This window comes from Pseudomonadota bacterium (genome assembly GCA_026388275.1).
GTDB lineage: Bacteria > Desulfobacterota > Syntrophorhabdia > Syntrophorhabdales > Syntrophorhabdaceae > JAPLKB01.
In genome coordinates, this window is record JAPLKB010000014.1 from 1 (window position 1) to 11,807 (window position 11,807).

Here is an 11,807-nt window from a genome sequence, read left to right on the forward strand (position 1 = left end):
CGACCTGACCACCCACACAACCTACCTTTTAAGAAACCTATCAAATTGTATTCCCTTTGTCTATTGGTGTCTTGTATAATAGTACGAGACACTGACATTTGAATTAATTGGTAAGACTAAAAAGAAATAATAGTGACAAACCAGTTAAATAACAGCAAGTTGCCCAACCAGACATTCCACCGGATAGTTTACGTGCCCGGTGAATTTTTCGTTGAAACCAGATGATCAAAAATATCTATTTTATATCATGTCGTGCGATTACAGACACTGTGTCTGTAACATTTGCTCCAACATTTGGAGCAAAGAATGAAATCTCTGTAAAACAAATACAGGCTTTGGTTTAGATAATTAAGTAAATTTTTCGTTCACTGTGAACGAAAGCATAGAATCCTTTTTAAAAATGTTTATTCTGGAGTACAGAAAAGCAAAATAAAAGAAGGTTCTTGAAAATGGGGGTTTTCCTCTTAATGAACCTCTCCGCAGCAAGCGGACGGGGTATCACTGGAATGAGGCTTATATCCCCCTCACCCCGCCCTCTCCCCCGGAGGGGCGAGGGCAAGTAGTAACCCTGCAGCTTGCCGCAGGGCATCATTTGGATTGAAAATTGAGAGAAGAATAAAGACAAAAAACGGAATAGAAGATATAATAAAAAAAATAGGGAACTTCCTGGCCCAAGTTACATATTGCGGAGCTGATCGACGGGAAAAGGCACCTGCCTCTGGCTGAAGCTTTTTGTTCGGGAATAAGAAAAGGAGATGAAATATGCAAGCTCGCGGACCACTCATGATAGAACACCGTCTGATACAACAAATGCTCAACGTCATTCAGCACACCTTGGAGCGCGTTGAGCAAACACAGTCTGTTGATCCCTACTTTGTGGATACGGCTGTTGACTTCATTCGTGTATACGCCGATCGTACCCATCACGGGAAGGAGGAGGACATCCTATTTAGAGATCTTCGAAAGAAACATCTGTCCGATGAAGACCGGCAGATTATGGAAGGACTCATTGAAGACCATATCTTTAGCCGTAGCACTACAAAGGCTCTGGTAGAAGCCAATATGCTTTACCGGAAAGGAAACCAGGCAGCACTTGGTGAAGTGAGGCTCCACCTAAAGACATTGGTCGATTTCTATCCTAAACATATCAGAAAAGAAGATGAAGTGTTTTTCCCTGCTTCCCGGGCATACTTCTCAGATGAAGAGGATCAGGCAATGCTTGCCGAATTTTGGGAGTTTGATAGAAAGATGATTCATGAGAAGTACAAGGCAGTAGTTAAAGAGTCTGAGGCAAAATGATGACCGAACCACGCCATGCACCGGATCGTGGCAAAAGGCGGCCACTCCCGGTGATGGACATTTTGGCTATAAGCAGGAGGATAAATATGAGAAAGCCTTTGGTTATTTTAGGAAAGTTGCTGGTATTGGTTATTGTATTATTCGTGCTTTGTGACCGCGCATTCGCCGCGGAAAAAATGACAAAGATTGCCGAGAATGTCTACGCATATGTGGACACAAAAAACAGCTCCAAGGATAACAGCTTCGGAGCTAATGCGGGCATCATTATTGGCAAGAATGGTATTGTAGTTGTGGATACGATGATTTCTGCCAAAGAGGCAAAGCGATTTATTCGGGACATTCGAACCATCTCCCGCAAGCCCATTAAATATGTTGTTAATACGCATTATCACCTTGACCATGTTTTCGGTAATTCTGAATTTGTTAAACTTGGCGCGGTGGTCATTGCCCAGGAAAACGACAAGAAGGCCATGATAAACAGCGCCGGTGAGACCCTTAAGAATATCGGGGAATACGGCCTTACGGCAAAAGATATGGAAGGCACAACGCCGTCTTATCCGGTTTTGACTTATGGCGACAGAATGACAATCGATATCGGCGGTCAGCAAATCGAACTTATTCATGCCCGTCATTCCCACACAGGCGGAGACACGCTGGTCTATCTATCGGACAAGAAGATTCTCTTTGCCGGTGATATACTTTTTACTAATTACCATCCTTTCCTCGGTGAGGGAAATGTTGAGGAATGGGCAAAAGAACTGGATGACATCAAGTCAATGGATGTAGAAAAGATCATCCCCGGCCATGGCCCTCTCTCGGGTAAGAAAGATCTGGATGATATGAAAGAGTACATCATTATGTTTGATCAAAAGGCAAAAGAACTTGCGTCTCAATCTGATGATGTCCAAAAGATCGTAGCTGCAATTCAGAGTGCCCTGCCTCAGCGAACTGAGGGTAAGTGGCTCATCGGGCCGAATATCCAGATGAAGTATTTAAAGAAGTGATAAACAGAAACTATGACAGGATTTGGGGAAACTTGGAGAAAAAAAGGTAGGGTTTTTAAGGCCCTGCCTTTGTGTTATCCTTTATGAGAGCAAAGTTAAGTCTTTATACAAAATTGATGCAAACTACGGAAGACGGGTTAGAGAAGCTTTGTACGAATCTCACGCCTACGCTCGCGGGGAAGAATGATAGATACTTCGTTTTCTTCTTTGTTTGAAGTATTAACCTCTATCCCGCCTTTATGCTCTTGAATGATTCTTTTGGCCAGGGTGAGCCCCAGACCCAGGGATTTAAATTTGGTAGTGAAAAAGGGATCAAAAATGAAAGGCAGGTTTTCAGGCAGGATTCCGTCTCCATTATCTTTAACCAATATCATTACTTGATTGCCGATAATATTTCCGCTTATGGTTACTTTGCCATTATTTTCAGGAAGAGCTTCCAAAGCGTTCTGAACCAGGCATTGAACTGCACGGATTATACGGGTAAGATCGCCGAATATAGGTTCCGAGTACATCCATTCCGATTCATAAAAAGCAATTTCCAATATATTTGCTTCAATTTGATGTCTTAGGGCTTTTTTTACTCCTTCAAATACTTCAGCAAGGGTCATGGCAGAATAATGGGCCGGATGAATCTGAGCAAACTCTACCAGTCGATCGATTATAAGCTCCAGACGTTTTGCCTCGCTGTGGATGATCCCGGTGTAATGCTCAAATTCCTCATGAGAGATCTGGTCTTTAGCCAACCGCAGGGCAAACCCTCCAATGGAGACTATGGGGTTTCTGATCTGATGAGAAATCTGATCGGTCATTACTCCGAGTCCGGCAAATCTTTCGGAACTTATATATTCTTTCTCTAATTTCTTAAGATGGGTAATATCCTGAAAAGTGAAGACCATTAACTCATATTCGGGAGAATCACCCTTATACAAAACAGTAGAGAGATTGACAAAAAAAGTACTCCCGTCGTTTCTTCGCAGAAGAGCTTCTCCTTCAAAACCTGCCCCTTCAAGGGTCAATCTCATAATATTGGGAAGATATATAGCGGTATCTTCAGGAAGAAAAAACATTTTTATTGATTTACCTTTCAGAAAATCCTTTGAATAGCCAAGCATTTCACCTGCCAGGTTGTTGGCAAAACGAATGTGCCCCTCAATATCGGTCAGAACAATACCTGTTTTTACAATTTCCAGCAATTTACTGCTCAGACTTTGCGACCACAATGCAGGGTCCATGCCTCCATCCCCCTCCTTCTTTTGTTCAGGGTTTGCCCTTATTGGTTTCATCGTCTTTTAAGGACTTCCTTAATTTCTTTTATCAGAGGTTCCGAACCGACATAAAGTGCGGTTCTCTGGTGGTGTGTTTTTGGCTGGATATCAAGTATCGGTGTTCCTGTTTCATCCACGGCATCTCCACCGGCCTCGCGGCACATGAAGGATACAACAGCGGCCTCATACATTAGCCGCAGTTTCCCCTCGGGTCTGTTTTTTTCCGGATTTCTGTGATTTACAATAGCAGGATACATAAACATACCGCCATTGGAAAGGATGCGATGGAAATCTCCTCCAAGGGCGCCGAGATACCTGAAGGCATATTTTTTTGTGTTTTCACTAATCCATTCACTGACATCATGGGCATAGGAATATTTGTTGGATGTATTGAATGACAATTCCCAGTTCTTTTTATCTTCAGGGAGCATCATGCGGACAGGCTTGACATAGTTCATCGTATCGTCTATATGAAACCTCCATGTCCCGGCCTCCCTCAATGCAAGTGTGAATGTACCTGTAGGTATGACAAACATGCCTGCCGTTATAAAATCTTTTCCTGCCCTCAAATGACCATCCTCAGGACCATCGAGGTTTCGCTTACCAACGCCGAAGAGAAAAGCAACGGGCAACCCGTGGGCCACATTCGATGAGCCGTCGAGAGGATCAAAATAAACAAAATAACGCCCATTTTCTGTGTTCATGGGAATGATATCTTCTACTTCTTCGCTGACAGCATAAATTACCCTGTTTGTCGTCCTCAGGTAATGGGCTGTGATATTATGGGCAATCTGATCCATGCGCATCACATCTTCGCCCTGTACATTAATCTCATTTGCAAAACCCAGGTTGCCTTTTAATGCTCCTGTCAGGTAATAGTGCTGGATGTGCTTTGCTGCGCTGATAATGGCATCCATCAAGACGATAAAGTGGAAAGTACGGTTGTATTTTTCCTGATGTGCAAGTAAAAAATTCATAAATGTTTGTTCAAACTGTATCATCTCATTTCCTCCTAAATGTAGTTTGTCAGGAAATTATATTCATTTACAACGAAGAAATCCATTACTTCAGTCAGAACAAGCAAATATTTTTACAAATACACCGGCAGAATCTGTGGCTATGCTGCTCTGTGCTTAATGGATTTCAATATTAAATTAACTGATGTATTGGAAACTCCTGTGTTGACTAATCTTTCTTTGATGTAAGATAATAGGGATATGAGCAATAAATCTATCCCGCAAGTTCTCGAAGAAATAGCAATGCTTCTTGAAATTAAAGGAGAAAACCAATTCAAGACAAGGGCCTATTATAATGCCGCAAAGACGCTTTCAGGCATTGACAGTCTTGAGGATATGATAAGAGAAAAAAGACTCCGCGAGATAAAAGGCATCGGCGAGGCGCTCTCGAAAAAAATTGAAGAATACAGTGAAACCGGAAAGATGGCATACTTTGAGGATTTAAAAAAGGAGATTCCGGAATCACTGCTTGAACTTACCGGCATACCGAATCTGGGACCGAAAAAAATAAAAGTCCTCTATGATAAACTTGGCATAACAAACACCGGCGAACTCGAATATGCCTGTAAGGAAAACAGGCTCATTGCTTTGCCAGGATTCGGTGAAAAGACCCAGCAGAAGATATTGAAAGGGATTGAGTTTATTAAAAAGCATAAGGGCGAGTTTCTTCTTGGAGATGTCTATCCCGATGCTGAAAGGATAAAGGAAAGATTTGGAAGAGTGGTTCAGCCAGGGTTTGTAGAGATATGCGGAAGTATACGCAGATGTAAGGAAACGGTAAAGGATATTGATATTCTTATTGCCGGGGAAAACCATGAAGATCTTTCGACGTATTTCACTGCCATGCCGGAGATTGACGAAGTGCTGCTTACCGGGGACACAAAGACATCCTGCCGCCTGAAATCCGGTATTGAAGTTGATCTGAGAGTGGTAGGCTATGAGGCCTATCCCTATGCCCTTATGTATTTTACCGGCAGCAAGGAACACAATGTCAGGCTGCGGGGAATTTCGAAAAAGAAAGGGTGGAAGCTCAACGAATACGGACTCTTTGAGGAAGACAAGCTTATCGCCTTTAAAACCGAAGAGGAAATTTATACTGCCCTTGGTCTATCCTATATTGCGCCGGAATTGAGGGAAGATAACGGAGAGATAGAAGCTTCGGAACAAGGTAAGCTTCCTGCGCTTGTAAGACTGGAAGATATGAGGGGTGCATTTCACATCCACACCGAATTCAGCGACGGTATTGATACAATTGAACGGTTAAGGGATGAGGCAAGGAAGATGGGTCTAACATATATCGGTATTTCAGATCATAGCAGAACCGCCTATTATGCCGGCGGACTTAAGGTTGAAGATATTTACAGACAGTGGGAAATTATCGACAGGCTCAACGATGCATCATCGGATTTTTACATATTCAAAGGCATTGAAAGCGATATATTGCCGGACGGCAGCCTCGATTATGACGAGGAAATTTTAAAAGGCTTTGATTTTATTATTGCTTCAATCCATTCAAATTTTAACCTCAGCCAGGAAGCTCAGGAGAAAAGGATTTTACGCGCAATGGAAAATCCATATACAACCATGCTCGGTCATCCCACAGGCAGGCTCCTGCTCTCACGCGAAGGCTATAATGTGGATATGAGAAACATTATTGACGGGGCCGCAAAAAACAATGTAATCATTGAGCTTAACGCAAGCCCTTACAGGCTTGATATTGATTGGAGATTTCTAAGATATGCAAAAGAAAAAGGGGTTATGATTTCTATAAACCCCGATGCACATGCAGCAGCCGGACTCTATGAGATTGTGTACGGTGTCGGCATTGCAAGGAAGGGATGGCAGGAAAAGGCCGATGTATTGAACACTCGCACAATTGCAGGGGTAACCGATATATTACGGCAGGTATAATTATGGTCGGGGCGACTGGATTTGAACCAGCGACCTCTTGCTCCCAAGGCAAGCGCGCTAAACCAAGCTGCGCCACGCCCCGAACGATACAACATAACACATATATTGCTGTTTTTCAACAGTAACTCAAGACCTGGAGTTTCCCCAATTTTTCATTGTATTTATTATTAATATTCTATAAAAAACTAATGTGATACTGGTTATGACCATATGAAAATCAAAAAGGAGTGGATATGGAGAAAATACTCAAGGGGAAGCTGGAAGAGATAGAGGAGATTATTGAATCGGGGCTTGACGCAGAGAGAACTCAACAAATCCTCCGTATTATAGAGGGACCTGACTATTCTCCGGAGCTCATTAAAGAACTGACGCTGTATAGCGAACTGCTTCCCATAGGACGTGAACCACCTCTGACGCCAGGGCATCGTTATCTTCATTTTCTATGGGATGCCCTTGATAAGCTCCCCATTTGCCTTTTTGTAAATTTTGCAATGTTATTAAGAAGATTAATTGCCGAACATCTCTTTAAGAAATGCGGCATAGGTTTTATTTCGGAAGAAAATTTCAGATTTAACTTTGGGCAGAACATAGAGGTCGGCGATTTTGTATTTATTAACCGTGGGGTTTTTATCGATTCAAAAGGCGGTGTTAATATCGGGAATCAGGTTTGCCTCACCGAGGATGTAAGGATATTTACCCATACACATTCGGAATCTTCCCATATCATAAGGGAATATAGCCCTGTTGTTATAAAGGATTATGCAAAGATATATACCGGCGCTGTGATACTCCCCGGTGTAACAATAGGAGAACAGGCTATTGTGGCTGCCCGTTCAATCGTAGCGGAGGATGTTCCTCCAAATATGGTTGTGGCCGGCTCTCCTGCCAGAGTTATACGGGAAAGAAAGACCGAGGGCAGGGTTGGAGATGAACTGGATCACATCTGGTTGTATTAGTTTATTATTCCGGCATGATCAGCTTATTGCAAGGGACTGTTTGGTGTTGGTCATGCGATCAAGAACATTTTGCTTGATTTTTTCCACCTTTTCAGGCAAAAAAGGTTTAATGGCTGAAAAATCAGGGTTCAGCGTATTATTGGGTTTGAATTCCTGTATATAGAAACGTTTTGCATCTTTTATATATTCTGCTGTTTCATAAATATCTTCTTCTCTGTGTAGAAAGGGAACAATAGTCATTCTGAATTCGTAATCAACCTTTCCTCCCAGGATAAATTCTATGCTCTCTTCTATTTTCTTAATATCGGCGTCAACACCGCACCATCTTTTATATTTATCTATGGGACCCTTTATATCCATGGCTATATAATCTATCAGCCCCTCATCTGCAAGGCTTTTAACTACGGCAGGCGAAGAACCGTTTGTGTCAAGTTTAATGAGCATACCTTCTTTTTTTATATTCCATATTATATTTAAAAGGTTCATGTGAATTGTCGGCTCTCCGCCGGTAATTACCACCCTGTCAACCCATTTTTTATATTTTCTGAGTGTAAGTATTATATATTCTAAGGGTATATCCTCCATCTCGTTATGGTGCAGGACAAGATTACTATTGTGGCAATAAGGGCACCTGAAATTGCACTGTCCGAAAAAAATTACCGATGAGAGGTGTTTTTTCCAGTCAATGAAGCTTGTCTCTATAAAACCTTTAATGGGGAACTCATGCTCCATGCACGACATTTAAAACCTCTTCCATCTTTGGCACATTGCCCCTCCATTCGCCAAGGGAGTTTTCCATCTCGTCTTCAATAACTACAGTAGGAAGTGCCATAATTCCGTAAAATGTTGCTTCGGCAAGCCCTTCGGCTGTTCCTACATTATATGATTCAACCCCAACGTTTTTTTCTTTCAAATTCTTCTGTAAATTTTTCGCACTTGGACACATCGGACAATCATCCTTGTAAAAGATTTTTACAATACCCATGGCTCCTCCGTTTTGGTATGATCAGGAACATAGAACAAAAGATCTAACTCTCTTTTGCCTTTGGCTCCAGATTCTATGTTGTTATTCGTTTACTGCTTTTTTATGCCCGCCAAAGAACTCTGTGTTTCTGTATCTGTCTTTCAGTTCGCCGAGCTTACCCTTGTTCCAGGCAGATATCTTTGTAAAATATCCTGTAATCCTTGTAATACCGTCAACATCGGGAGAGTTGCATGTTGTTGAAGGACATATGTCGTGCAGCCCCCTTGAGGTTTTGCCGCATGTGTTGCAAATGGTAAATTCAGGAGAAAAAGCAATCTGGTCGTTTGTTGTGTATTTAAAAGTTTTTACGACAAAATCGGCTATAGCTTCTTTTGTCGGCTGGGATTCGCCGAGCCATACATGGGAGATCGATCCTGCCTCTATCAGCGGGTGGAATATCCCTTCGTTTGTAACCCTTTCGATGGGGTTCATGTGGGTTTTTACGTTCAGGTGGGTGGAGTTTGTGTAATATACTTCTCCTGTTGAAATATCACCCTTCACAATCCTCCCGGATGCAGGTGAAAAGTGATGGAGGTCAAGCTTTGCAAAACGGTAGCTTGTGCTCTCTGCCGGAGTTTGTTCGAGGACTATCTTCATTTTGTCCTGTGTCCTGATTTTTTCAGTGATAAGATTCATATGAGCGATGACCTTAAGGCCGAATTTTAAAGCCTTCTTTGATTCATGCATCTCTTCACCGGTGTGAATCTGGACCATCTCGTTGAGTCCCACCATACCGACAAGATGGGAGGCAAGATTGAATCTGAGATAAGGCATTCCATCCCTGTTCATAGTCAGCAGGGAAAGAGGGCCGTTTTCGCCGAGTGAGAGGAGCTTTTCCAGAAAAGACCTTTTTTCCTTATGGGCTTTTACCGTCAGGAGGAACTTTTCTGTAAGGAGGTTGAAAAGCTTTGTGTCATCCCCGTGGGCAATATAAGCAACCCTGGGAAGATTTACTGAAACATTCTGGAGCGCGCAGTATCTCATTTTCCAGGGCTGTTTTGCATCCAGAAGGTCATGTTCTTCAAGCTTGAAACTTAGGCGGCAGCATTCAGATATTTTGGCGGTTTCACCTCTGTCGAATACAAAATATGTATTGCCTTTATCAGAAGCCACATCGGAAATATGGTTAAGAAAATCCATGTAGCCCTCAGTTTTGAAGAATTTTTCAGTAATATGAACAAGGGGCTTCGGGAAAAAGAAGGGCCTTCCTGCGCCGTCGCCTTCTTTAAATACTTCAAACAACTTCCATACAAACCTTTGCGCTTCTTTTTCATATTCGCCATAGGTTTTGCCGGTGAATTTACCGGAAGGCCCAATGGCAGGAGTGTCCACAAAATGTTTTGGAATCTCCCAATACAGATTAATATCGGAGAATATTGCCTGCCCTCCTCTTGCTACAGCCTGCTGTGAAAATTCGAAAATGAGCATTTGAGCAAGCTGCTTGACATCATTATCGCTCATACCCTCAAGGTATGGGGCAAAGAATATGTTGATTGCATCCCACCCTATTGCTCCTGCAAAGTTGCTCTGAAGCGCAGCAGCAAATTTTACAAGATGGGCAAGAAGCACCTCAGGGTGTTTTGCAGGTTTTGCCATGGATAAAGAATGTGGGAGATTAAGTCCGAACTTCTTGATATATTCCAACGATTGTCCGCTGCAATACGGTCTATCGATAAAACCAAGGTCGTGAAGATGTATATCGCCATTCATATGTGCGTCTGCTACATCCTGTGAAAACACCGAAAGTAATGCATATTCTTTTTTAATATTTTCTGCAAGTGTAAGGTTGGTTGCCTCCGGTCCATGGGGGACGTTAGCGTTTTCTTTGTTCGGATGGAGGATGAGGCTATCCACATCATACATGGGCATACCGAGTCTTGTATGCTTTTTTCGTTCATTTTCAAGCCCTTTTTCTATAAGTTTTGCGTTTACGAGCTCCCTGATGAGTGGGGCAGTTACCATCTTTACCTCTGATTTCCATATCATCCGTTCCACTTCTTTGCTGATTTCGTTTGCCGTATCATAGTCTATATACGTCTCCCTTATCAGGGCATCAGTTATTTTCGATCTATTCCAATCGGATATTGTTTCTTCTGAGGTTCTTACAAAAAGATTTATATCTGTTGTTTCCATTTAACCCCCTATTTTTTTAGAAAAACTAATTAAACCCCTGTTAGAAACTGTTAATAATAAATTACTTAACTAATGCTGGTTTCACCCAATATTTAGTATGTTTACTAAAAATATATACTATATATAGTAGCAATTTATATAATGCGGATGTTTTTTTGTCAAGGAGAATTTTTTAGTGGAGCAAATAAAATTTAAACCCTGATATGTCATTAGCATCGGCTGGTGGGTGGGTGGATGTCCAGGCTTACCCGTACTCTCCCGCTTTTTATCGCCCCTTGTCCCCGAAGGGTTCTTCTTTTTCAAAATCAGGCACAAAAAGAGGGGCGCTTTCAAGCTTCTGGATAAAAACGTTTTTAAAACCTTCTTTTACCAGAAGGTCTGTCAGTCTGCCATACTCCCCGTGTTTTATTCTTCTGTTCATCATTGGGTATTGACCGGCCTTATGCACAGGATAATACTGAGACATGAGACTGATAAAGGTGTCTGTTCCGAGGTTGTCCCGTATCCATTCTATAATTTTGTCGGAGCCTGCCAGATTCCCAGGCAGTACAAGGTGTCTTACCAGTAAGCCTCTTGTTGCAATGTTGTTTTTTATCGTCAGAATTCCCACCTGTCTTTTCATCTCAAGGATCGCTGCTGCCGCATATTCAGGATAACTTTTATCAACGGGCACATTGGAGAGATTTTTTGCTACGCCTGCGTGCCAGTATTTAAAGTCGGGCATATAAATCTCTATAAGACCATCCAGCGTTTTCAATGCCTCTACATTTTCATAGGCGTTTGTATTGTAGACAAAAGGAATACCAAGTCCCCTTAACCTTGCTTTTTTTATTGCTGCAGCAATAAAAGGTATATAAGGTGTAGGGCTTACAAGATTAATGTTATGGCAGCCCTGTTTTTCAAGCAGTATGAAGATTTCAACAAGCTCTTCAATGGTATAGGGTTCGCCTTCTCTGTACTGGCTTATCTGGTAATTCTGGCAGAATATACAGCTTAGATTGCAGGAGGAAAAAAAGATCGTGCCCGAACCATTTATACCGGAGATAGGCGGTTCTTCCCCGTAATGCGGCCCGTAATGGGCAATGACAATCTCATTTGCTATACTGCAGTACCCTTTTTCACCTCTGATCCTTGCCGCTTTGCATCTTCGCGGGCAAAGTTCACACTTCTCCAGGAGATTAAATTCATCTTCCATGAAC

General features: G+C 42.2%; 10 protein-coding genes and 1 tRNA gene. 4 read left to right on the forward strand and 7 right to left on the reverse strand.

The window, feature by feature from the left end:
• Positions 1–762: 762 nt before the first annotated feature.
• Both NT010_03575 and NT010_03580 read left to right on the forward strand, forming a co-directional pair.
• Positions 763–1,299, forward strand: coding sequence for a hemerythrin domain-containing protein (locus NT010_03575; protein MCX5805139.1), 537 nt, complete (start codon positions 763–765; stop codon positions 1,297–1,299).
• An 86-nt stretch (positions 1,300–1,385) separates the two neighbouring features.
• Positions 1,386–2,303 carry an MBL fold metallo-hydrolase gene (locus NT010_03580; GenBank protein ID MCX5805140.1) on the forward strand — a complete coding sequence of 306 codons (918 nt, stop codon included), beginning with the start codon at positions 1,386–1,388 and terminating at the stop codon, positions 2,301–2,303.
• Positions 2,304–2,440: 137 nt separating this feature from the next.
• Here NT010_03580 and NT010_03585 read toward each other — a convergent pair whose 3' ends face one another.
• Together NT010_03585 and NT010_03590 are read right to left on the reverse strand one after the other, a co-directional pair.
• Complete coding sequence (locus tag NT010_03585; GenBank protein MCX5805141.1) at positions 2,441–3,586, reverse strand: PAS domain S-box protein; 1,146 nt, start codon at positions 3,584–3,586, stop codon at positions 2,441–2,443.
• A complete protein-coding gene (locus tag NT010_03590; GenBank protein MCX5805142.1) occupies positions 3,583–4,569 on the reverse strand; it encodes a hypothetical protein in 987 nt (328 codons plus the stop codon). The genes NT010_03585 and NT010_03590 overlap by 4 nt, the downstream gene beginning before the upstream one ends.
• Positions 4,570–4,785: 216 nt before the next feature.
• Here NT010_03590 and polX point away from each other — a divergent pair, with 216 nt between their 5' ends.
• A complete protein-coding gene (gene polX / locus NT010_03595; protein MCX5805143.1) occupies positions 4,786–6,495 on the forward strand; it encodes a DNA polymerase/3'-5' exonuclease PolX in 1,710 nt (569 codons plus the stop codon).
• Positions 6,496–6,498: 3 nt separating this feature from the next.
• Here the strand turns inward: polX and NT010_03600 are convergent.
• A tRNA-Pro gene (locus NT010_03600) sits at positions 6,499–6,577 on the reverse strand.
• A 151-nt stretch (positions 6,578–6,728) separates the two neighbouring features.
• Here NT010_03600 and NT010_03605 point away from each other — a divergent pair.
• A complete protein-coding gene (locus NT010_03605; GenBank protein ID MCX5805144.1) occupies positions 6,729–7,451 on the forward strand; it encodes an acyltransferase in 723 nt (240 codons plus the stop codon).
• Positions 7,452–7,469: 18 nt separating this feature from the next.
• Here NT010_03605 and NT010_03610 read toward each other — a convergent pair whose 3' ends face one another.
• From NT010_03610 to NT010_03625, 4 genes are all read right to left on the reverse strand, one after another.
• Positions 7,470–8,192 carry an anaerobic ribonucleoside-triphosphate reductase activating protein gene (locus tag NT010_03610; GenBank protein ID MCX5805145.1) on the reverse strand — a complete coding sequence of 241 codons (723 nt, stop codon included), beginning with the start codon at positions 8,190–8,192 and terminating at the stop codon, positions 7,470–7,472.
• Positions 8,173–8,436, reverse strand: coding sequence for a thioredoxin family protein (locus NT010_03615; protein ID MCX5805146.1), 264 nt, complete (start codon positions 8,434–8,436; stop codon positions 8,173–8,175). Before NT010_03615 ends, NT010_03610 begins: the two co-directional genes overlap by 20 nt.
• A gap of 81 nt (positions 8,437–8,517) precedes the next feature.
• Entirely contained in the window at positions 8,518–10,608 is a 2,091-nt protein-coding gene (gene nrdD, locus NT010_03620) for an anaerobic ribonucleoside-triphosphate reductase (GenBank protein ID MCX5805147.1), read from the reverse strand.
• 265 nt (positions 10,609–10,873) lie between these two features.
• Positions 10,874–11,803 (reverse strand): radical SAM protein, encoded by a 930-nt coding sequence (locus tag NT010_03625; GenBank protein ID MCX5805148.1) that lies wholly within the window; start codon positions 11,801–11,803, stop codon positions 10,874–10,876.
• Positions 11,804–11,807 lie beyond the last annotated feature (4 nt).

What these genes read in the sequence shown, in the direction of transcription:
- polX (MCX5805143.1), top strand. Translation starts at nt 4,786, where the DNA reads ATGAGCAATAAATCTATCCCGCAAGTTCTCGAAGAAATAGCAATGCTT.
- NT010_03575 (MCX5805139.1), top strand. Translation starts at nt 763, where the DNA reads ATGCAAGCTCGCGGACCACTCATGATAGAACACCGTCTGATACAACAA.
- NT010_03615 (MCX5805146.1), bottom strand. Translation starts at nt 8,436, where the DNA reads ATGGGTATTGTAAAAATCTTTTACAAGGATGATTGTCCGATGTGTCCA.
- NT010_03580 (MCX5805140.1), top strand. Translation starts at nt 1,386, where the DNA reads ATGAGAAAGCCTTTGGTTATTTTAGGAAAGTTGCTGGTATTGGTTATT.
- NT010_03625 (MCX5805148.1), bottom strand. Translation starts at nt 11,803, where the DNA reads ATGGAAGATGAATTTAATCTCCTGGAGAAGTGTGAACTTTGCCCGCGA.
- NT010_03605 (MCX5805144.1), top strand. Translation starts at nt 6,729, where the DNA reads ATGGAGAAAATACTCAAGGGGAAGCTGGAAGAGATAGAGGAGATTATT.
- NT010_03610 (MCX5805145.1), bottom strand. Translation starts at nt 8,192, where the DNA reads ATGTCGTGCATGGAGCATGAGTTCCCCATTAAAGGTTTTATAGAGACA.
- NT010_03590 (MCX5805142.1), bottom strand. Translation starts at nt 4,569, where the DNA reads ATGATACAGTTTGAACAAACATTTATGAATTTTTTACTTGCACATCAG.
- NT010_03585 (MCX5805141.1), bottom strand. Translation starts at nt 3,586, where the DNA reads ATGAAACCAATAAGGGCAAACCCTGAACAAAAGAAGGAGGGGGATGGA.
- nrdD (MCX5805147.1), bottom strand. Translation starts at nt 10,608, where the DNA reads ATGGAAACAACAGATATAAATCTTTTTGTAAGAACCTCAGAAGAAACA.